Raw genomic sequence first — 21129 nt, 5'->3', positions numbered from 1 at the left:
ACAAGTCGATGCGCAAATGGCGTAAAAATGGCGTAGCCACCAAAACGCCAAAGCGCGAAAACCCTTGTAAATACAGCATTTTTTAAGGAGATGTAGAGAACTATGAAATTAGGTATCGTGGGCCTGCCCAACGTGGGCAAATCGACCCTTTTCAACGCCATCACCAATGCCGGCGCCGAGAGCGCCAACTACCCCTTCTGCACCATCGACCCCAACGTGGGCGTGGTGGCCGTGCCCGACGCTCGTCTGGACGCGCTGACCGAGATGTACCACCCCAAAAAGACCACCCCCGCCGTGGTGGAGTTCGTGGACATCGCCGGTCTGGTCAAGGGCGCCAGCCAGGGCCAGGGTCTGGGCAACAAATTCCTGGCCAACATCCGGGAGTGCGACGCCATCGTCCATGTGGTGCGCTGCTTTGACGACGAGAACATCATGCACGTGGTGGCCGACACCAGCACCAACGTGCCGGTGGACCCCGCCGGGGATATCGGCGTCATCGACATCGAGCTCATCATGGCCGACGTGGAGATGGTGGAGCGCCGCATCGACAAGGCTCAGAAGGCCGCAAAGGGTGACAAGAAGTACCTGAGGGAGGTGGAGGTGTTCACCGCTCTGAAGGACTGGCTCAACGACGGCAACTCCGCCCGCTCCTTCGAGTGTGATGAGGACGACGCCGCCATCATCGCCACCGCCGAGCTGCTCTCCCTGAAGCCCATCATCTACGCCGCCAACCTGGACGAGGATGGCTTTGCCGACTGCCACAGCAACGCTTACTACAAGATCGTGGAGGATCTGGCCGCCAAGGAGGGCGCTCAGGTCATCCCCGTGTGTGCCAAGCTGGAGGCCGAGATCGCCGAGCTGGACGCCGACGAGAAGAAGATGTTCCTGGACGACCTGGGCATCGCCGAGTCCGGCCTGGACCGGCTCATCAAGGCCAGCTACGCCCTGCTGGGTCTGATCTCCTTCCTCACCTCCGGCGAGGACGAGTGCCGTGCCTGGACCATCAAGAAGGGCACCAAGGCTCCCCAGGCTGCCGGTAAGATCCACACCGACTTTGAGCGTGGCTTCATCCGGGCCGAGGTGGTCAACTTTGACGACCTGATGGCCTGCGGCTCCATGAACGGCGCCAAGGAAAAGGGCCTGGTCCGGTCCGAGGGCAAGGAGTACGTCATGAAGGACGGCGATATCGTCCTCTTCCGCTTCAATGTTTAAGCCCCCTTTTCCCCATATGCCGCCACAAGCAGTTTGACAGCAAGGCCCCCTGATGCAGTGTCCTGCATCAGGGGGCCTTTTCTTATGGACCGGTTTCTATTTCTTCTTTTCAGAACTTTACCACTGAGTCAGTTCCAGGTACAGGTCCTTGTACTGGCGGGCAGACTTCTCCCAGGAGACGTCCTTGGCCATATCCCGCTGGACCACCTCGTCCCAATGGTAACGGTTGTTGAAGTAAAGCGACTTGGCCCGGTTGATGGCGTCCAGCAGCAGGCCGGCGTCATACCGGTCAAAGGTGAAGCCGTTGCCCTCGCCATTGAACTCGTTGTAGGGCTCTACGGTATCCTTCAGTCCGCCGGTCTCACGAACGATGGGCAGGGTTCCATAGTGCATGGCGTTGAGTTGGGTCAGCCCGCAGGGCTCAAAGCGGGAGGGCACCAGCAGGGCGTCCGCACCGGCATAAATACGGTGGGCTCTCCCCTCGTCATACTGGATGCAGGCGCTAAAGGTGCCCTTGTAGCTCCCTTCATAGGCCCGGAAGGCGTCCTCATACTGCTTGTCACCAGTACCCAGCACCACCACCTGGGTGTTGCCGTCCAGCACCTGGGGAACGATGGCGTTGACCAGATCCAGGCCCTTCTGGTTGGTGAGCCGGGAAATCAGTCCAATGACAAATTTGCCGGTGTCCTGCTCCAGACCCAGTTCCTTCTGGAGGGCCAGTTTATTAGCCATCTTGTGGTCAAGCACGTTGCCCAGACCGTAGTTTTCCGCCAGGGCGGGGTCGGTCTCCGGGTTCCACATACCGTAGTCAATGCCGTTGACGATGCCCCGGAGCTTGTGGCTGTGATAGCGCAGGTGATCCTCCAGCCGCTCACCGTACTCACTGGTCTGGATCTCCCAGGCGTAGGTACCGCTGACGGTGGTGATCCGGTCGGCGTAGGCCAGGCCGCCTTTTAGCATATTGGCCTCCACCCAGTCCTGCTTCAACGCGCCCATGCCGAAGGCCTCGTCAGGCAGACCGGACCAGTACTTGATGGTGGGGATATTGTACACGCCCTGGAAGCGGAGGTTGTGGATGGTGATTACCGATCTGGCCCGGCCCACCGGGGAATCCTTGAACAGGGTACGCAGATACACCGGCACCAGAGCCGCCTGCCAGTCGTGGCAGTGGACCACGTCGGGAATCCAGTTCATGTAGTTCAGGGCAGCCAGGGCGGCCTTGCTGAAAAAGCAGTACTTGGGGATATCGTCCACCAGATTGGTATAGGGATTGCCCCAGGAGAAGAACTCCTCGTTGTCAATGAAGTCGTACACCACGCCGTCCCAGATGTACTCCATGATCCCCACATAGTAGCTGCGGCCGGTGTTGCCCAGGTCCATGTAGAATTCGCCGCGGTAGATCATCTTGTTCTGATACTCCTGGGGAATGCAGGCATAGCGGGGCAGGATCACCCGGACGTCACAGTTCAGCCGGGCCAGCTCCCGGGGCAGGGCGTACATCACATCTCCCAGACCGCCTGTCTTTACAAAGGGATGGCACTCCGAGCCGATGAAGGCCACGCTCCGGCGGGGCAGGTTGGACTCTTCCATCACCGGGGCAGGCTCCGCCACCGCGGGGGTGCTTTCCGGCTCGACCACAGGGGCCTTTGCCTTCCGTTTGTCGGCAGAGGCGGCCTTCTTCTTGGTAGCCGCCGTCTTTTTGGCGGGTTCGGCCTTTTTCGCGGTGGAGGCTGTCTTTTTAGCAGGCTCCGCTTTTTTCGCGGTGGGGGCTGCCTTCTTGGCAGGCTCAGCTTCCTTTGCCACGGGGGCCGCCTTCTTGGCAGGCTCAGCTTCCTTTGCCGCGGGAGCCGTCTTCTTGGCAGACTCAGTTTCCTTCGTGGCAGGGGCCGCCTTTTTGACAGGCTCGGCTTCTTTGGCGGCAGGAGCCGCCTTTGGGGCGGGCTCAGCCTCTTTCGCGGCAGGAGCCGTCTTTTTCTTTGCAGCGGCTGTCTTTTCCGGGGCAGGCGCAGCCTCCTTCGCAGTGGAGGTGGGGCTTACTGCGGCGGGAATCTCCTTTTCCACAGGCTTCTTTTCAGCCGCAGCCTTTTTTACGTTCGCGGAGTCCGATTTTTCCCGTGCCATTCTAATTCTCCCTTTCACATATGATCCGAATGACAAAGCCCCTGCCACTTCAGAGATCTGCGTGCTCAATGCAGAGGCAAAATTTGCTGACGCTAAAAATATAACACATCTACGCTCATTTTTACAGTCCTTTTTGGTATATCCCAGCTGCAAATCCATAATTTTACTAAAGCATGATACATATAAGTGGATTGTTCCAGTTTTTTGCTTCACAGGGCAGAATAAAAAGACCCCCGGGCTGTTGCCCGGGGGTCTTTTTGGTGATCAATTACTTGTACAGCTCCACCAGACGGGTCAGGTGCTCGTAGCGCTCCTTGGCAGCCTCTTCGTTCTTGGCAAAGAGCTCCTTGGCACGCTCGGGGAAGGCGCGGGTCAGGGAGGAGTAACGAGCCTCGTTCATCAGGAACTCCTGATAGCCGCCAGCGGGGGCCTTGGAGTCCAGGGTGAAGGGGTTCTTGCCCTCAGCCTTGAGAGCGGGGTTGTACCGGAACAGGTTCCAGTAGCCGCAGTCCACAGCCTTCTTCATCTCCTGCTGGCAGTTGGCCATGCCGCCCTTGATGCTGTGCATCTCACAGGGAGCGTAGCCGATGACCAGGGAAGGACCATGATAGGCCTCGGCCTCGGTGATGGCCTTCAGGGTCTGGTTGGGATTGGCGCCCATGGCGATCTGAGCCACGTAGACGTAGCCGTACTGCATGGCGATCTCAGCCAGGCTCTTCTTGGGCTGGGTCTTACCGGCAGCCGCGAACTGAGCCACCTGGCCGATGTTGGAGGACTTGGAAGCCTGTCCACCGGTGTTGGAGTACACCTCGGTGTCGAACACGAAGATGTTGACGTCCTCACCGGAAGCGATGACGTGATCCAGGCCGCCGTAACCGATGTCGTAGGCCCAGCCGTCGCCGCCGAAGATCCAGACGGACTTCTTGTTCAGGTACTCCTTCTCCTTCAGGATCTCACGGACCAGGGTGCAGGCCTCGCAGGTGCAGCCCTCGCGCTGGCCGATAACGGCCTCCATGGCGGCGATGTAAGCCTTAGCGGCCTCGCCGTTGGCAATGCCGTCATCCATGGTGTCCAGCCACTTCTGGCCGGCAGCCACGATGCCCTCGTCGGTGTAGTCCAGGGCGATCAGCTTGCGGGTATGGTCAGCCAGGCGGTCACGGATGGCCTTCTGGCCCAGATACAGGCCCAGGCCGTGCTCGGCGTTATCCTCAAACAGGGAGTTGGCCCAAGCGGGACCCTTGCCCTCCTTGTTGACGGTGTAGGGAGAGGTAGCAGCGGGGCCGCCCCAGATGGAGGAACAACCGGTGGCGTTGGAGACGAACATCCGGTCGCCGCACACCTGAGTGATCAGGCGGGCATAGGCGGTCTCAGCACAGCCGGCGCAGGAGCCGGAGAACTCAAGCAGAGGCTGCTTGAACTGGCTGCCCTTGACAGTGGCGATATCCTCCACGTCGGCCTTGGGGGCAACCTTGGCCACCATGTAGTCGAAGACTTCCTGCTCGGCAGCCTGGGACTCCTGGGGCTTCATGGTCAGAGCCTTCACGGGGCAGGTGCTCACGCAGACGGTGCAGCCCATGCAGTCCAGGGGGCTGACAGCCAGAGCGAACTTGTACACGCCCTTGCCCTTGCCGGCCTTGATGTCCACGATCTTCGCCTGAGCGGGGGCGTTCTTGGCCTCCTCCTCGGTGAGGGCGAAGGGACGGATGGTGGCGTGGGGGCAGACATAGGAGCACTGGTTACACTGGATACACTTGGAGGCATCCCACTCGGGCACGGACACGGCCACGCCGCGCTTCTCGTAAGCGGCAGCGCCCTGCTGGAAGGTGCCGTCCTCGTGGCCGTTGACAAAGGCGGAAACAGGCAGGCTGTCGCCGTCCATGCGGCCCACGGGCTCCATGATCTCCTTGACCATCTTCACGGTCTCGGCCTTGCCCTCCAGGTGCTCGGCAACAGGCTTGTCCTCGGCGGTAGCCCAGGAAGCGGGAACCTCGAACTTGTGGAAGGCGGTGGCGCCGGCGTCGATGGCCTTGTGGTTCATGTCAACCACGTCCTGGCCCTTCTTCAGGTAGGAGTGGGTAGCAGCGTCCTTCATGTACTGGATGGCCTCGGCCTCGGGCATCACCTTAGCCAGCTTGAAGAAAGCGGACTGCAGGATGGTGTTGGTACGCTTGCCCATGCCGATCTCGATGGCCAGGTCGATGGCGTTGATGGTGTAGACCTGGATGTTGTGCTCGGCGATGTAGCGCTTGGCCACGGCGGGCATATGGTGATCCAGCTCCTCATCGCTCCACTGGCAGTTGATCAGGAACACGCCGCCGTCCTTCACGTCGCGGACCATGGGGAAGCCCTTGACGATGTAAGCGGGCACGTGGCAGGCCACGAAGTCGGCCTTGTTGATGTAGTAGGGAGCGCGGATGGGCTGATCGCCGAAGCGCAGGTGGCTGATGGTCACGCCGCCGGTCTTCTTGGAGTCATACTGGAAGTAAGCCTGGACGTACTTGTCGGTGTGGTCGCCGATGATCTTGATGGAGTTCTTGTTGGCGCCCACGGTGCCGTCGCCGCCCAGACCCCAGAACTTGCACTCGATGGTGCCGAGAGCAGCGGTGTTGGGAGCGGGCTTCTCCTCCAGAGAGGTGAAGGTCACGTCGTCCACGATACCCACGGTGAACTGACGCTTGGGCTGATCCTTGGTCAGCTCCTCATACACGGCAAACACGTTGCTGGGCGGGGTGTCCTTGGAGCCCAGACCGTAGCGGCCGCCGATGATGGTAGCCTGACGGCCGGCGTTGGCGAAGGCGGTAACCACATCCAGGTACAGAGGATCGCCCTGAGCGCCGGGCTCCTTGGTGCGGTCCAGCACAGCGATCTTGGTGGCGGTGGCAGGAATGGCCTCCAGCAGCTTGTCGGCGCGGAAAGGACGATACAGGCGGACCTTCACCAGGCCGACCTTCTCGCCGTGAGCGTTCAGGTAGTCGATGACTTCCTCAGCCACGTCGCAGATGGAACCCATGGCGATGATGACGCGGTCGGCGTCGGGAGCGCCATAGTAGTTGAACAGCTGATAGTTGGTGCCCAGCTTGGCGTTGACCTTGCCCATGTACTCCTCGACGATGCCGGGGATAGCGTCGTAGTACTTGTTGGCAGCCTCGCGGTGCTGGAAGAAGATGTCGCCGTTCTCGTGAGAACCGCGCATCACAGGATGCTCGGGGTTCAGGGCGCGCTTACGGAAAGCTTCCACAGCGTCCATGTCCACCATGTCCTTCAGGTCATCGTAGTCCCAGATGGCGATCTTCTGGATCTCGTGGGAGGTACGGAAGCCGTCGAAGAAGTTCAGGAAGGGAACGCGGCCCTTGATGGCGGCCAGGTGGGCAACGGCGCCCAGGTCCATAACCTCCTGGGGATTGGACTCACACAGCATGGCAAAGCCGGTCTGGCGGCAGGCCATAACGTCGGAGTGGTCGCCGAAGATGTTCAGCGCGTGGGTGGCCACGGTACGGGCGGACACGTGGAACACGCAGGGCATCAGCTCACCGGCCAGCTTGTACATATTGGGGATCATAAGCAGCAGGCCCTGAGAAGCGGTGTAAGTAGTGGTCAGGGCACCGGCGGCCAGGGAGCCGTGAACGGTACCGGCGGCGCCAGCCTCAGACTGCATCTCCACCACGTTGACGGTAGTGCCGAAAATGTTCTTCCGGCCCTGAGCGGCCCACTGGTCAACGTTATCGGCCATGGGGCTGGACGGGGTGATGGGATAGATACCCGCCACTTCGGTGAAGGCGTAAGACACGTGGGCGGCTGCGGTATTGCCGTCCATGGATTTCAGCTTTCTAGCCATTGAAACGATTCCTCCTTGTTCGTTGTTCCAGGGCAATGGGAATCGGTCCCCGCCTCACCTTAGAGGCCGGGCCGGATTCCCATTACCCTGGCTTTTTCCCCGCTTACCGGAAAGAAACTTTCCCGGAGCGCCTTCATTGTAACACCATCCAAACCGTTTGTAAATCAAATCTTACTTATCTATAACAATTTTCTTCAAATTCTCAAATTCCTAGGAATACACCCGGTTTTACCGCTTTTACTCGAAAAAAATTCAGAACTCCCTTTTTTTGCTGAACCGCCCGTACTAGACTTCATATTCTGGAAAATTGCCGTCTTTGGAAGCCCCTCTCCCCTGTTTTGCAGACTGTCAGACAACCCGTACCTGTCCCTCCGCTCTGGCAGCAGACGCCCTTATGTGCTATAATTTAATATGGTATAAGAATACAGCCCCCGGAGCCGCGGCCCGGGGCGGAAAGAAGGCGACAGGCCATGCTGTGTGAAGTGCGTTCCCTGGGGCTCACCGGCATCTCAGGCTATGAGGTGCGGGCGGAGTGCGACCTGTCCGGCGGGCTGCCCGCCTTTGAGATCGTAGGCCTGCCCGACGCGGCGGTGAAAGAGGCCCGGGACCGGGTACGCGCCGCCATCAAAAACTGCGGCTTCTCCTTCCCGGTTTCCCGCATTACCGTCAATCTGGCCCCGGCGGACCGTAAAAAGGGAGGCACGGTATATGACCTGCCCATCCTGGTAGGTATCCTGGCGGCGGGAGAGCAGCTCCGCCTGCCGGCCCGCCCCTGCGCCTTCGTGGGAGAGTTGTCCCTGTCCGGGCAGCTGCGGCCCATCCCCGGTATGCTGCCCATGGCCCTGGCCGCCGTTCGGGCGGGTATCAAGGATCTGTACGTCCCCGCCTCCTCCGCTGCTGAGGCCACCCTGGCCAGTGGGCTGAACGTCTACCCGGTGGAGAGCGTCTCCCAGTTGGTGGCCCACCTGCGGGAGGAGACCCCCATCCTCCCCGCCGACCCCTGGACGCCGGGGGATTCGGTGGAGGCGGAACTGGACTTTGCCGACGTGAAGGGCCAGGAGAACGGCAAGCGGGCTCTGGAGATCGCCGCCGCGGGAGGCCACAACCTTTTGATGGTTGGCCCGCCGGGCTCGGGCAAGTCCATGCTGGCCCGCCGCCTGCCCTCCATCCTGCCCGACATGACCCGCCGGGAGGCTCTGGAGTGCACCGAGGTCCACTCGGTGATGGGTCTGACCAGCGAAGACAAGCCCCTGCTCACCCGGCGGCCCTTCCGGGCCCCTCACCATACTGTCTCCGCCATGGGCATGGCAGGCGGAGGCTCCACTCCCCGGCCGGGAGAGATCTCCCTGGCCCACAACGGAGTGCTCTTTCTGGACGAGCTGCCCGAGTTCCATAAGGAGGTACTGGAGACGTTGCGCCAGCCCCTGGAGGACGGGGTGGTGCAGATCAGCCGGGTAGCGGGCACGGCGGTCTTTCCCGCCCGGTTCATGCTGGTGTGCGCCATGAACCCCTGCAAGTGCGGCTGGTACGGCACCGACCGGTGCCACTGCTCCCCCCAGGCGGTGGACAAGTACCTGAGCCGGCTGTCGGGTCCTCTGCTGGACCGGATCGACCTGTATGTGGAGGTACCCGCTCTGGACTTTGACCAGCTGTCCCGGCGGTCCGACGCGGAGCCCTCCGCCGTTATCAAGGCCCGGGTGAACGCCGCTCGTGCCATTCAGACCGCCCGCTTCGGGCCGGAGGGCCCCGACTGCAACGCCCACATGGGGCAGCAGGAACTCTCCCAGTTCTGCCAGCTGGACGAGGCGGGCACCGCCCTTATGAAAGGGGCCTTCGACCGGATGGGCCTTACCGCCCGCAGCTACGACCGCATCCTGCGGGTGGCCCGCACCATCGCCGATCTGGACGGGGCGGAGCACATCGGAGTGGAGCATCTGGCCGAGGCCATCCAGTATCGGGAGAGCGCCTCCCTACGGCGGTAAACCTTTTAAATACAACAAAAAATGCGGTTCGGAACAAAATAGTTCCGAACCGCATTTTTGATTAAAACTTGGTGCCGCCGAACTCGTGGAAGGTGAGGTTCTTGTTGCGCTCCTCGGTCCAGTTGATGGCCCACTGGGATCCGAACAGCAGCAGCTGGTTGCCCTTGTAGTCCTCCACCAGCTTGGTGTCGGTACCTAGGTTCAGGTCCTCCTCCTTCACCGGCTGGCCGTCCTCGGTCTCGATCCACCGCAGGTACTCGTAGGGCAGGCCCTCCATGTAGAGGTCCACGTTGTACTCGTTCTTCAGGCGGTACTCCAGCACGTCGAACTGCAGGGTACCCACCACGCCCACAATGACTTCCTCCATGCCGGAGTAGGGGGTCTTGAAGATCTGGATGGCGCCCTCCTGGGCGATCTGCTCCATGCCCTTCAAAAACTGCTTGCGCTTCATGGTGTCCAGGGAGCGCACCCGCTTGAAGTGCTCGGGGGCGAAGGTGGGGATGGGGTCAAACTTGAACTTCTTGGAGGCGGTACACAGGGTATCGCCGATGGAGAAGATGCCGGGATCAAACACGCCGATGATGTCGCCGGCGTAGGCCTCCTCGATGATCTCCCGCTCGGCGGCCATCAGCTGCTGAGGCCGGGACAGGCGGATCTTCTTGCCGCCCTGGACGTGGTAGACCTCCTTGTCCGCCTCGAACTTGCCGGAGACGATGCGCATGAAGGCGATCCGGTCCCGGTGGGCCTTGTTCATGTTGGCCTGGATCTTGAACACGAAGGCGGAGAAGTTGTCGTCCATGGAGTCGATGACCTCGTCCCCCGCCTTTCGGGGCAGCGGGGCAGTAGTCATCTGGAGGAAGTGCTCCAGGAAGGGCTCCACGCCGAAGTTGGTGAGGGCGGAGCCGAAGAACACGGGAGACAGCTTGCCATGGCGCACCCGGTCCAGGTCAAACTCAGCGGCGGCGCCGTCCAGCAGCTCGATCTCATCATTGAGCTGCTGATGGAGCCGCTGGCCGATAAGTCCGTCCAGGTTGGGGTCCCCCAGCTCCACCTCGGTAGCGGTGGCGGCTTTGGCGCCGCCGTTGGAAGTGAAGTGGATGATCTTCTTGCTGCCCCGGTCATACACGCCCTTGAACTCCTTGCCGCAGCCGATGGGCCAGTTGACGGGGTAGGTCTCGATGCCCAGCTCCTTCTCCAGCTCCTCCAGCAGTTCAAAGGAGTCCCGGGCTTCCCGATCCATCTTGTTGATGAAGGTAAAGATGGGGATATCCCGCATGGCGCACACCTTGAACAGCTTCCGGGTCTGGGCCTCCACGCCCTTGGCGGCGTCGATGACCATGACGGCGGAGTCGGCGGCCATCAGGGTACGGTAGGTGTCCTCGGAGAAGTCCTGGTGGCCGGGGGTGTCCAGGATGTTGATGCAGTAGCCCTCGTACTGGAACTGCATGACGGAAGAGGTGACCGAGATGCCGCGCTGCTTCTCGATCTCCATCCAGTCGGAGGTGGCGGCACGGGTGTTTTTCTTGCCCTTGACCTGACCGGCCTGGGCAATGGCTCCGCCGTAGAGCAGGAACTTTTCCGTCAGAGTGGTCTTGCCGGCGTCGGGGTGGCTGATGATGGCAAAGGTTCTGCGCCGTTTGATTTCAGATTCGTATTGAGACAAGGTATGGTTCCTCCTTGTAATAATATCACAGGGGTAGGGGGCGATGCCCACATCGCCCCGCTTCCTCTTACGGCGGGCTGAGCCGTTTCACCGCCGCCGGGATATCCGCGAAGGTATCCACATGGGGCACCTCATGGTCGATGTGCCCGAAGCCATAGGCGGCGTGAAGGAAGGGCACCCCCGCCTGGGTGGCGGCGTTGTAATCTCCCTGGGTATCCCCAATGTACAGGGGCTTTTTCAGACCGTTGCGCTGTACCACCAGGGCGATGTTGTCCCCCTTGGGTTTGCCGGTGCGGCCGGGGTTTTCATAGTCGGTGAAATACTTCCCCATCCCATGGGCCTGGAAAAAGGCCTCGATGTAGCCGTCCTGGCAGTTGCTGACGATAAACAGGGGGTAGTCCCGGGCCAGGAGCTCCAGGGTCTCAGGCACCTGGGGATAGAGGATGCCGCCGTGGCGGGCCACATGGGCGTTCTCCTCTTTCAGCAGCCCGTCCAGCAGGGGCTGGATCTCCTTCCAGTCCAAATCGGGCAGCAGCTTCTTCACAATATCAGGCAGCAGCATCCCCATACAGCCGATGAGCCGGGGCCGGGTGATCTGCCCGGCATACTGGGGCGCGATCCGCTCCAACACCCGGTTCCAGGACAGACAGATGGAGTCCACCGAATCCCACAGGGTGCCGTCCAGATCAAATAACAGTCCGTCAAACAAGAAAAAGCGCCTCCCGCTGAAATACATACTCTGATACTATATCATACCCGCCGCAGGCATTTCAAGCCTGCCGCCTCCGCCTTTTTGCACAAAAAGTCCCCGCCCGCCGGAATATCCGGCGGGCGGGGCGGTATGAGGGGAATGGAAAGAGAGAGGGAAACTCAGGCAGGCAGGGGCACCGCCGCCAGGGGCTGCTGGAAGCAGCGCCGGGGCAGCTCGGATACGGCGGCGCAGGCGGCCTTCCAGGCCTCCTCCCCGGACAGATCCATCCGGGTCTGGAGATCGGTGGCCAGCCGTCCGGCCTGACCGGCCAGCTCCCGGGCCAGTGCCCGGCCCAGGCCGGTCAGATGGATCTTGCCGTAGCGCTCCTTATCCACCAGGTTTTTATCAATGAGGATGGACATCATACTGGTGACCGACGCCCGGGAGACCGCCAGCGACGCGGCAATGTCCTTGGAGGAGACCTCCAGCCGGACTTGGGAGAGGTCATAGATGGTCAGCAGATAGCGGATGTTGGTGTTGGTCAGTTCCATGGTATGCTCCTTCCTAGCGTTTGGCGGGTTCTTCCCGGCCGGGGTGGCACATACCGGAGCATCCGCAGCTCCCGCAGGAGCCGCCGCAAGAGCAGCTGCTCTTGCCGTGGCGCCGGTTGTGGATGCCCCGGGCCACAATGGCCGCGCAGACAGCCGCAATGGCCAGACTGATGAGAATCGTGGGTAGCATAAAGATGCTCCTTTCTTTGATGGGATGGGCGGGCCGCCTTACTTGGCAGCGGCCACCGCCCGCAGGTTGATACCGGACTCCTCATACTTGTTCTTGCGCACCAGCAGGTAGATGAGGCCCGCCAGGCAGATGAGGGCAGCCACGGTGCCCACGCCAAAGGCCACCTGGCCCAGAATGAGTCCGCCGATCTGGTAGACGATGAGGGAGATCACATAGGCAAAGCCGCACATATAGCCGATGGCGGCCAGGGTCCACTTGGGGCTGTTCATCTCCCGCTTGATGGCGCCCATGGCGGCGAAGCAGGGGGCGCACAGCAGGTTAAAGATCATGAAGGAGTAGGCGGAAATGGCAGTGAAGGCGGCAGCCATATCCACGGTCAGGTTGCCCGGGAAGAGCACGCCGAAGGTGGAAACCACCTCCTCCTTGGCGATGAGGCCGGTGACCACCGCCACGGTGGCCTCCCAGAAGCCGAAGCCCAGGGGCGCAAAGATAAAGGACACGGCGTGGCCCACAGCGGCCAGCAGGGAGTCGTTGTTGTCCTCCACCATCTGGAACACGCCGTCCACGAAGCCGAAGCCCTGGAGGAACCACAGAATGATGGAAGAAAGCAGGATGACGGTACCGGCCCGCTTGATGAAGGACCAGCCACGCTCCCACATGGCCCGCAGCACATTGCCGGCAGCGGGGGCGTGGTAGGCGGGCAGCTCCATAACGAAGGGGGCGGGATCACCGGCGAAACCCTTCGTTTTCTTCAGAATGATGCCGGAGATCACCACCGCCGCCACACCTATGAAGTAGGCGGAGGTAGCCACCCAGGCGGAGCCGCCGAACAGGGCTCCGGCAAAGAGGGCAATGATGGGCATCTTGGCGCCGCAGGGGATGAAGCCGGTGGTCATGATGGTCATGCGGCGGTCCCGCTCCTGCTCAATGGTGCGGGAGGCCATGATGCCGGGCACGCCGCAGCCGGTGGCCACCAGCATGGGGATGAAGCTCTTGCCGGACAGGCCGAAGCGGCGGAAGATCCGATCCATGATGAAGGCGATACGGGCCATATAGCCCACGTCCTCCAGAATGGCCAGCAGCAGGAAGAGCACCAGCATCTGGGGCACGAAGCCCAGCACGGCCCCTACGCCGCCGATGATGCCGTCCAGGATCAGGGACTGGAGCACCGGGTGAGCGTTGATGGCAGTAAGCGCCCCCTCGGCCAGTACAGGGATGCCGGGTACCCAGGTGCCGTAGTCGTTGGGATCGGGCTCGGACACCTGGAGGGCGGCCTGATAGGCCTCCTCGGTGACGGGCACCACGGTGGTCTCGCCGGTCTCGTCATCGTAGAAGTAGACCTCGCTGTCGCCGGCCTCATAGCCCGCGATCATGGTGGAAGCCTCCTCCCAGGCGCCGGAGGCCTCTTCCCAGGCCTCGGTGTCGGCGGTGAAGGGGACAAACCAGCCGTCGCCGAAGAGTCCGTCGTTGGCCCACTCGGTGGCCCTGGTGCCCAGCGCAAAGGCGCTGCCGCCCATGGCGATGGCGTACACCAGAATCATCACCGCCACAAAGATGGGCAGGGCCAGGATGCGGTTGGTGACAATGCGGTCGATCTTGTCGGAGGTGGTCATGGAATGGGCGGCCTTCTTCTTTTTCACGGCCTTGCCCACCACGGAGCTGATGTAGACGTAGCGCTGGTTGGTGATGATGCTCTCGGCGTCGTCGTCCAGTTCCCGCTCGCAGTCGGCAATGTGGGCCTCCAGATGCTCCTTCAGCTCGCCGGTGAGGTTGAGGGTCTCCAGCACCTTCTCGTCTCGCTCAAAGACCTTGATGGCGTACCAGCGAAGATACCGCTCATCCACCAGGTCGGCGATGGACTCCTCAATGTGGGCAATGGCGTGCTCCACACTGCCGGTAAACACATGGGGCAGCTCACCGGCCTTCTTGGTCTTGGCCAGCACCACCGCCCGCTCGGCGGCCTCCTTGCCGCCCTCGCCCTTCAGGGCGCTCATCTCCACCACCTGGCAGCCCAGGGCGGCCCCCAGCTTCTCCAGATCAATCACGTCCCCGTTCTTGCGGACCAGGTCGATCATGTTCACCGCCACCACCACCGGGATGCCCAGCTCGATGAGCTGGGTGGTGAGGTACAGGTTGCGCTCGATGTTGGTGCCGTCCACAATGTTCAGGATGGCGTCCGGCTTCTCGTTCACCAGATAGTTCCGGGCCACCACCTCTTCCAGGGTGTAGGGGGACAGGGAATAGATGCCGGGCAGGTCCTGGATCACCACATCCTTGTGGCCCTTCAGCTTGCCCTCCTTCTTTTCCACCGTCACGCCGGGCCAGTTGCCCACGTATTGGCTGGAGCCGGTCAGGGCATTGAACAGGGTGGTTTTACCGCAGTTCGGGTTGCCCGCCAGCGCGATCTTCAACTCCATCTTCTTACTCCCTTCTTGATTAGCGTTAGCTAACCATTAGTCTGAAAAATAGCCTTCCCCCATGGGAAGGCGGGCGCACAGTGTGCGCCCCTACGGGCTGCCAAATAGCCCTTACGCAATCTCAATCATTTCAGCGTCTGCTTTGCGTACGCTCAGCTCATAGCCCCGCACATTCAGCTCCATGGGGTCCCCCAGGGGAGCCACCTTCCGGATCTGGATGGCCACACCCTTGGTGATGCCCATATCCATGATGCGGCGCTTCACCGCGCCCTCGCCGTGGAGGCGTACTACCGTGACGGTGTCCCCCACCTTGGCGTCCTTCAAAGTTCTCATTGCTCTGCTCCTCTCAGATCATGATTCGTCCGGCCATATTCCGGTCCAGGGCGATGCGGCTATCCTTCACCTGCACGATCAGGTTCCCGCCTAGCTGGCTGACCACGGTGACCGTGGCATCCATCACGAAGCCCAACTCGGCCAGGTGCTGGCGGAGCTCATCCTTTCCCGTGATCTTCCGGATGGTCACCGGCTCCCCCTGTTTTGCCAATGTCAGCGGCATCATGGTTCTTCCCTCCCAACGGCGGCCGGGCCGCCTGCTTTCCTTGGTGATATGTTAGATTAGTTGTCGCTAACCCCTTTGAACGAGTATGAGTTTACACCAACTAACCATCCTTGTCAATCCCTTTTTCGAAAATTTTTCCTCCGCCCGGTCACCTTTCTGCTGGAGGCGGTGGACCCGTCTTAAAAAAATCGGGCGGCCATAAAGGCCGCCCCTACGAGGTATCTTGTGTAGGGGCGACCTTTATGGTCGCCCGCATCATGGTGGAATCGCTTCAGGAGAGGGAGCCGCCCAGCACCGCGGTCCAGGTTTTCTCCCCTGTCTGGGGCGTGCCCTTGAAATCCCGGTCAAACCAGGCGGGCACCGGGGCGTCCTCCCGGATGGCCTGGAAAAAGGCGTCGATCTGCTGGGTGGTCTCATCCACCGCACCCTCCAGCAACCGGTCCAGATCGGCGCTGCTCTCCAGGGAGGCGGGATGGGGGGTCTCCTTCAGGGCCACATCCTTGGCGGACTGGATGGGGAGCATCCGGCTCACCGCGCCGATGACCTTGCCCCGGCGGGTGCCGCAGGAGCGGGCAAAGAAGCCCAAGTAAAAATTCATGGCCCGGTAGGCCCGGCGAACCTGCCGGGGAGAGGCGTGGATATAGGCGCAGGCAGCGGCGTCCCACACCTGGCTTCCCTTCTGGGGCGGGGTGGGCAGATGGGCCTGGCTGACGGTATCCAGGCCGTCGCTCTCCATCAGCATCCGGTCGAACTCCCCCTCCATGGCCATGTGGGAGATGGGGCCGTCGGCGGCCCGCTCGTCCACATAGCCGTGACAGGCGCTGTCCAGGGCCAGGTGGCACAAAAATCCGGCGCCATAGCCCACCGACATGGGCACACCCTCCTCAATGGCCTGGCGCAGCCGCTCCACCGCGGGCAGGGCGGAGTTGCGGTGCATCCTAACGCCCTCCCGCCGGACAGCGTTGGGTCGGATGGGCTGGTAGAAAAACAGCGGATCGGGACCCAGGCAGCCCAGATCAAAGGCCTCCCGCTCCTCATCGATGACCTGGGCCAGAGGCTGAGGCAGCCCGCCCAGTACTTTATCTCCAAATTTTAGATGCGCGTAGTAATTTGGCATAGTTCCGTTGATTCCCTCCTGTCACAGTCCATAGCGATCCATTATATGTGTTTATTGTATCACGCTGTGTCAGGGAGAGAAAGCAGAAAAATGTTAAATCTTTTTCCATATAAAAAGGAGCGCGCCGCTGCGGCGCGCTCCTTTGGGTGGATTCAGGAGAAGGAGATGTCGTAGATGCCGAACTCATGGTTCCAGCCGCTGGTGCCCTCCACGTTGAGAGTCTCCAGCCGCACATTGGCAGCGTGGTCCAGGGGGATGGTGATGGTCTGGGGGGCGTCGCTCCAGTCAATGGTATAGGTCTCGGCCAGCTCGCCGTCCAGGTACACGTCCAGGCTGATCTTGTACTCCTTAGAGCCGTCCACATGGCCGATGGTAAAGGTCATGGTGTCATACTGGAGGTTGGTGTTCCAGATGGCGTAGCCCTCATTCTTGTAGCCGCCCGACATCTGGACGCCCTTGGTGATTTTGTTGCCGGAGATGGTCATATAGCTCTTGGGGTCGCTGCCGTCAAAGATTTTGGTATTGGTGCTCACCTGATAGGGGGGCAGCTTCTTCATCCAGTCGGTGGCCTGGCCGGGCACCTCGCCCACATAGACGGTGGCGGTGCTGCCGTCCCAGGTGACCTCCTTGCCCAGAGCCTCACCGATGGCGCGGACAGGCAGATAGGTGGTGCCGCTGCTGGCAAAGGGCTCCACAACCTTGCCGTTGGCGTCCTTGGGGGTGACCTCCACCCCGTCCACCACGATCTTGATACCCATGTAGTTGGCTTCGATCATCTTGGTGGTGACGGTACTGGCCGCCACAGCCGTCCCGCACAACAGGGCGGCAACAGCAGCGCCAGCCAGGATACGTTTACGCAGCGTCTTTTTCATACAGATTTCCTCCCTTTTTGATCTCCGCTCCGGCATGGAGGGCGGTTTCTTCCAAAACGGCTCTGGCCGGTTTGTCAGGGCCTGTTTCAGACAGCGCGGTCCGGAAGAATATGCCGCTGCATATCCCTCCCCTTCCAGACATTCCAATATTTACCCCATCATTTTACCACACTAAATTTAGTTTCGCCATAGCTTTTCTTAAAAAAGCGCGCTGCAAATTGCAGCGCGCTTTCTCTCTCGTTTTATTGGGGCTTAACCGCCCAGGTAGGCCTTCTTCACCGCCTCGTCGGCCAGCAGCTGCCGGCCCGGACCGGTCAGGGTCACCCGGCCGGTCTCCAGCACGTAGCCCCGATCAGCCACGGACAGAGCCATCTGGGCGTTCTGCTCCACCAGCAGGATGGTGGTGCCCGCCTTGTGCAGCTCCTTGATGATGTCGAAGATCTGCTCCACCAGGATGGGGGCCAGACCCATGGAGGGCTCATCCAGCATGAGCAGCTTGGGGTTGGACATGAGGGCACGGCCCATGGCCAGCATTTGCTGCTCGCCGCCGGACAGGGTGCCCGCCACCTGCTTGCGGCGCTCTTTCAGCCGGGGGAACTGGGCGTACACCCGCTCCAGGTTGGGGGCAATAGTAGAGTTGGGCTGGGTAAAGGCGCCCATCTCCAGGTTCTCCTCCACCGTCATCTGCTGGAACACCCGGCGGCCCTCGGGCACCTGGGCCAGGCCCTGGGCCACCAGCTTGGAGGCAGGTACCGCCTGAATGGGCTTGCCCATGAACTCGATGGAGCCGGTGCGGGTGTGGAGCAGACCGGAGACGGTCTGGAGTGTGGTGGTCTTACCGGCGCCGTTGGCGCCGATGAGGGTGACGATCTCCCCCTCCTCCACGTGGAAGGAGATGTCTTTCACGGCGTGGATGGCGCCGTAGTACACATTGATGTTCTTGACGTCCAGCAATACCGCCATGGCTTATACCTCCTTCTGGTCGCCCAGATAGGCCTTGATGACCTCCGGGTTGTTCTGGATCTCCGAGGGGGTGCCCTTGGCGATGATCTGTCCGAAGTTGAGCACGCAGATACCCTCACAGATGCCCATAACCAGATTCATGTCGTGCTCGATGAGCAGAATGGCGATGTGGAAGGTATCCCGGATCTTGACGATGTTGTCCATCAGCTCGGCGGTCTCGGAGGGGTTCATGCCCGCCGCCGGCTCGTCCAGCAGCAGCAGAGAGGGGTTGGTGGCCAGGGCACGGACGATCTCCAGCTTGCGCTGGGCGCCGTAGGGCAGGCTGCCTGCCTTGGCGTTGGCCAGATGCTGCATATCGAAGATGCTCAGCAGTTCCAGGGCGCTCTCATGGGCCAGCTTCTCCTTCTTCCAGTAGCTGGGCAGACGGAGGATGCCGCTCCACATGGGGTAGCGGACATGGTTGTGCAGGCCGATCTTTACGTTGTCCTCCACCGTCAGGTTGTCGAACAGGCGGATGTTCTGGAAGGTACGGGCGATGCCCGCCTTGTTCACCTGAACGGTGGACATATTGTGGGTGTCGATGCCGTCCAGCAGCACGGTGCCCCGGGTGGGCTGATACACCTTGGTCAGCAGGTTGAACACGGTGGTCTTACCGGCGCCGTTGGGGCCGATGAGGCCGGCGATCTCGGTACGGCCGATGGCCATGTTGAACTCATTCACGGCGGTGAGGCCGCCGAAGTCGATGCCCAGGTGCTGGCACTCCAGGATGGGGGTCTGCTTGATGTCGCGCTCGGGGATAATATTGGGGCTGGGCACCGGGACCAGCTTGGTCTCGGGACGCTTGGGCTTACTCATGGCTGACGCCTCCCTTCTCGGCCGGCTGTTCCGGCGACTTGCGGAATTTCTCCTTGATGCCGTTGAAGAATCCGCGCATCACCGGGTTATTGGTGGCAATCATCACCAGAATGAGCACAATGGCGTACACCAGCATCCGGTACTCATCCAGGTTGATGGCACGCAGCAGCTCGGGCAGGTAGGTGAGGAAGGCGGCGGCAATGATGGAGCCGCGGATGTTGCCGATACCGCCCAGCACCACGAACACCAGCACCAGAATAGAGGTGTTGAAGTCAAACTTCTTGGGGGCCACGGAAGAGAAGTTCATGGCGTAGAGCACGCCCGCGGCACCCGCCATAACGGCGGAGGTAACGAAGGCCATCAGCTTGTACTTGGTAGCGCCGATGCCCACGCTCTCGGCGGCGATGCGGTTGTCCCGCAGGGCCATAATGGCCCGACCGGAGCGGCTGTTCACCAGGTTGAGCACCACAGTCAGGGCAATGAGCACCAGGATGAAGCCGGCGGTGAAGGAGGCCAGCTTCACGTTGGTGGTGAAGCCCATGGGCCCCTTCAGGATAGCCTTGCCGCCCTCCTCCAGGTTGAGGGCCATCTCATTCTCCAGAGAGAAGTGGAGGCCGTTCTTATCCACGCCCACATAGAGCACGTTCATGATGTTGCGGATGATCTCGCCGAAGGCCAGAGTCACGATGGCCAGGTAGTCGCCCCGCAGACGGAGCACAGGCACACCCACGATGACGCCGGCAATACCGGCCAGCGCCGCACCCACGATCATGGCCACCACCAGGCGGACCGCTCCGTTGGGAATGGCATCCTGGAGGGACATGGCGGTCACTACGCCGGAAAAGGCGCCCACGCTCATAAATCCGGCGTGGCCCAGGCTCAGCTCACCGGAGATACCTACCACCAGATTGAGGGACAGAGCCATGACGATATAGGCGCAGATGGGCACCAGCTGGCCCTGCAGAGAGGAGGACAGCATATCGCCCGCATTGAGCACCTGAAGGATCACAAAGGCCGCAATGACAATGGCGTAGGTGATGGTGTTGTTGATCAGCCGTTTCCGGCCGGAAGTCAATTTCTTCATATCCCTCACCTCACACTTTCTCGCGGACGGTCTTGCCCAGCAGGCCGGCGGGCTTCACCAGCAGCACGATGATGAGCACCGCAAAGACCACCGCGTCGGAGATGTTGGTATTGATCACCTTGGCAAAGGTCTCGATGATACCCAGCAGGATGCCGCCCAGCATGGCGCCGGGGATGGAGCCGATGCCGCCAAACACGGCAGCGGTAAAGGCCTTGATGCCGGGCAGGGAGCCGGTGGTGGGCATCAGAGTCCGGTAGCTGGAGCACAGCAGCACACCGGCGATGGCGGCCAGAGCGGAGCCGATGGCAAAGGTCATGGAGATGGTGCGGTTGACGTTGATGCCCATGAGCTGAGCGGCCGCCTTATCCTCGGAGCAGGCCCGCATGGCCTTGCCCATCTTGGTCTTACTGGTGAACCAGGTGAGGGCCAGCATGATGATGATGCAGGCCAGTACGGTAACCAGAGACACATAGGTGATGTTCACACCGGAGATGGGCAGGGAGCCCTCAGGGATGACAGGGGTAAACACCTTGGGATCGGCGCCCCACAGCAGCAGGGCGGCGTTTTGCAGGAAATAGCTGACGCCAATGGCGGTGATGAGCACCGCCAGGGAGGACGCCTGACGCAGGGGCTTGTAGGCCAGTCCTTCGATGACGACGCCCAGGACGGTACACACCACCACAGCCAGCAGTACGCCCACCACAGGGGGCAGATTAAAGCTGCCGGTGGCAAAGAAGGTCACATAGGCGCCCACCATGATGACGTCGCCGTGGGCAAAGTTCAGCATCTTTGCGATGCCGTACACCATGGTGTAGCCCAGGGCGATGATGGCGTAGACGCTGCCCAGGCTGATACCGGTGATCAGATTATTGAGGAAGCTCAAACCATTCACCTCTCTACTTGTTTTCTCTGTTCTGTGTATGGCAGAAACATCGGCGGTCCTGCGGGCTGCCGATGTTTCCACCATACATCCGATTGGGGATACATGGGGAAAAGCGGGCTGCCGGGTCCCCCCGG

At 61.2% G+C, this 21129-nt stretch carries 17 protein-coding genes; 2 read left to right on the top strand and 15 right to left on the bottom strand.

Annotation, left to right across the window (positions count from 1 at the left end):
* Nucleotides 1-102 precede the first annotated feature (102 nt).
* Entirely contained in the window at nucleotides 103-1212 is a 1110-nt protein-coding gene (gene ychF / locus IHN22_RS03005; RefSeq protein ID WP_087390738.1) for a redox-regulated ATPase YchF, read from the top strand.
* 117 nt (nucleotides 1213-1329) lie between these two features.
* Here ychF and IHN22_RS03000 read toward each other — a convergent pair whose 3' ends face one another.
* Both IHN22_RS03000 and nifJ read right to left on the bottom strand, forming a co-directional pair.
* Nucleotides 1330-3015, bottom strand: coding sequence for a glycogen synthase (locus tag IHN22_RS03000; RefSeq protein WP_207733066.1), 1686 nt, complete (start codon nucleotides 3013-3015; stop codon nucleotides 1330-1332).
* A 586-nt stretch (nucleotides 3016-3601) separates the two neighbouring features.
* Complete coding sequence (gene nifJ / locus IHN22_RS02995) at nucleotides 3602-7168, bottom strand: pyruvate:ferredoxin (flavodoxin) oxidoreductase (RefSeq protein WP_191433366.1); 3567 nt, start codon at nucleotides 7166-7168, stop codon at nucleotides 3602-3604.
* 470 nt (nucleotides 7169-7638) lie between these two features.
* Between nifJ and IHN22_RS02990 the strand changes: the two genes are divergently transcribed.
* A complete protein-coding gene (locus IHN22_RS02990) occupies nucleotides 7639-9150 on the top strand; it encodes a YifB family Mg chelatase-like AAA ATPase (RefSeq protein WP_191433365.1) in 1512 nt (503 codons plus the stop codon).
* Nucleotides 9151-9211: 61 nt separating this feature from the next.
* On the opposite strand, the gene IHN22_RS02985 is transcribed toward IHN22_RS02990, so the two are convergent.
* The 13 genes from IHN22_RS02985 to IHN22_RS02925 form a co-directional block, all read right to left on the bottom strand.
* Nucleotides 9212-10813, bottom strand: coding sequence for a peptide chain release factor 3 (locus tag IHN22_RS02985; RefSeq protein WP_191433364.1), 1602 nt, complete (start codon nucleotides 10811-10813; stop codon nucleotides 9212-9214).
* Nucleotides 10814-10880: 67 nt separating this feature from the next.
* Nucleotides 10881-11522 (bottom strand): HAD family hydrolase, encoded by a 642-nt coding sequence (locus IHN22_RS02980; RefSeq protein ID WP_300985332.1) that lies wholly within the window; start codon nucleotides 11520-11522, stop codon nucleotides 10881-10883.
* A 161-nt stretch (nucleotides 11523-11683) separates the two neighbouring features.
* Nucleotides 11684-12055 carry a metal-dependent transcriptional regulator gene (locus IHN22_RS02975; protein ID WP_087188427.1) on the bottom strand — a complete coding sequence of 124 codons (372 nt, stop codon included), beginning with the start codon at nucleotides 12053-12055 and terminating at the stop codon, nucleotides 11684-11686.
* A 13-nt stretch (nucleotides 12056-12068) separates the two neighbouring features.
* Complete coding sequence (locus IHN22_RS02970) at nucleotides 12069-12245, bottom strand: FeoB-associated Cys-rich membrane protein (protein WP_143383172.1); 177 nt, start codon at nucleotides 12243-12245, stop codon at nucleotides 12069-12071.
* Nucleotides 12246-12283: 38 nt separating this feature from the next.
* A complete protein-coding gene (locus IHN22_RS02965; RefSeq protein ID WP_191433362.1) occupies nucleotides 12284-14662 on the bottom strand; it encodes a ferrous iron transporter B in 2379 nt (792 codons plus the stop codon).
* Nucleotides 14663-14773: 111 nt separating this feature from the next.
* Nucleotides 14774-14995 (bottom strand): FeoA family protein, encoded by a 222-nt coding sequence (locus IHN22_RS02960; protein ID WP_087188430.1) that lies wholly within the window; start codon nucleotides 14993-14995, stop codon nucleotides 14774-14776.
* 13 nt (nucleotides 14996-15008) lie between these two features.
* A complete protein-coding gene (locus IHN22_RS02955; protein WP_087267152.1) occupies nucleotides 15009-15221 on the bottom strand; it encodes a FeoA family protein in 213 nt (70 codons plus the stop codon).
* Between the two features lie 271 nt (nucleotides 15222-15492).
* The gene (locus IHN22_RS02950; protein ID WP_087267148.1) at nucleotides 15493-16338 is read right to left on the bottom strand and encodes a zinc dependent phospholipase C family protein; all 846 of its coding nucleotides are present in this window, start codon (nucleotides 16336-16338) and stop codon (nucleotides 15493-15495) included.
* A 152-nt stretch (nucleotides 16339-16490) separates the two neighbouring features.
* Entirely contained in the window at nucleotides 16491-17210 is a 720-nt protein-coding gene (locus IHN22_RS02945; protein ID WP_191433361.1) for a stalk domain-containing protein, read from the bottom strand.
* Between the two features lie 252 nt (nucleotides 17211-17462).
* Nucleotides 17463-18164 (bottom strand): ABC transporter ATP-binding protein, encoded by a 702-nt coding sequence (locus tag IHN22_RS02940; protein WP_343212813.1) that lies wholly within the window; start codon nucleotides 18162-18164, stop codon nucleotides 17463-17465.
* Nucleotides 18165-18176: 12 nt separating this feature from the next.
* Nucleotides 18177-19028 (bottom strand): ABC transporter ATP-binding protein, encoded by an 852-nt coding sequence (locus tag IHN22_RS02935; protein ID WP_087188436.1) that lies wholly within the window; start codon nucleotides 19026-19028, stop codon nucleotides 18177-18179.
* Nucleotides 19021-20112: a branched-chain amino acid ABC transporter permease gene (locus tag IHN22_RS02930; RefSeq protein WP_191433360.1), complete on the bottom strand. Its 1092-nt coding sequence runs from the start codon at nucleotides 20110-20112 to the stop codon at nucleotides 19021-19023. The genes IHN22_RS02935 and IHN22_RS02930 overlap by 8 nt, the downstream gene beginning before the upstream one ends.
* Before the next feature lie 10 nt (nucleotides 20113-20122).
* Complete coding sequence (locus IHN22_RS02925; protein WP_087188438.1) at nucleotides 20123-20995, bottom strand: branched-chain amino acid ABC transporter permease; 873 nt, start codon at nucleotides 20993-20995, stop codon at nucleotides 20123-20125.
* Between the last annotated feature and the right edge of the window lie 134 nt (nucleotides 20996-21129).

The organism is Flavonifractor sp. An112, from assembly GCF_904377885.1.
Taxonomy (GTDB): domain Bacteria; phylum Bacillota; class Clostridia; order Oscillospirales; family Oscillospiraceae; genus Flavonifractor; species Flavonifractor avicola.
Note: the sequence above shows the minus strand (reverse complement) of the source record. Positions and strands in the feature narration are given on the sequence as shown.

Bases quoted from the DNA above. Each gene is read 5' to 3' on its own strand.
- ychF (WP_087390738.1), top strand. From the start codon at position 103: ATGAAATTAGGTATCGTGGGCCTGCCCAACGTGGGCAAATCGACCCTT.
- nifJ (WP_191433366.1), bottom strand. From the start codon at position 7,168: ATGGCTAGAAAGCTGAAATCCATGGACGGCAATACCGCAGCCGCCCAC.
- IHN22_RS02990 (WP_191433365.1), top strand. From the start codon at position 7,639: ATGCTGTGTGAAGTGCGTTCCCTGGGGCTCACCGGCATCTCAGGCTAT.
- IHN22_RS02975 (WP_087188427.1), bottom strand. From the start codon at position 12,055: ATGGAACTGACCAACACCAACATCCGCTATCTGCTGACCATCTATGAC.
- IHN22_RS02970 (WP_143383172.1), bottom strand. From the start codon at position 12,245: ATGCTACCCACGATTCTCATCAGTCTGGCCATTGCGGCTGTCTGCGCG.
- IHN22_RS02965 (WP_191433362.1), bottom strand. From the start codon at position 14,662: ATGGAGTTGAAGATCGCGCTGGCGGGCAACCCGAACTGCGGTAAAACC.
- IHN22_RS02960 (WP_087188430.1), bottom strand. From the start codon at position 14,995: ATGAGAACTTTGAAGGACGCCAAGGTGGGGGACACCGTCACGGTAGTA.
- IHN22_RS02955 (WP_087267152.1), bottom strand. From the start codon at position 15,221: ATGATGCCGCTGACATTGGCAAAACAGGGGGAGCCGGTGACCATCCGG.
- IHN22_RS02950 (WP_087267148.1), bottom strand. From the start codon at position 16,338: ATGCCAAATTACTACGCGCATCTAAAATTTGGAGATAAAGTACTGGGC.
- IHN22_RS02945 (WP_191433361.1), bottom strand. From the start codon at position 17,210: ATGAAAAAGACGCTGCGTAAACGTATCCTGGCTGGCGCTGCTGTTGCC.
- IHN22_RS02935 (WP_087188436.1), bottom strand. From the start codon at position 19,028: ATGAGTAAGCCCAAGCGTCCCGAGACCAAGCTGGTCCCGGTGCCCAGC.
- IHN22_RS02930 (WP_191433360.1), bottom strand. From the start codon at position 20,112: ATGAAGAAATTGACTTCCGGCCGGAAACGGCTGATCAACAACACCATC.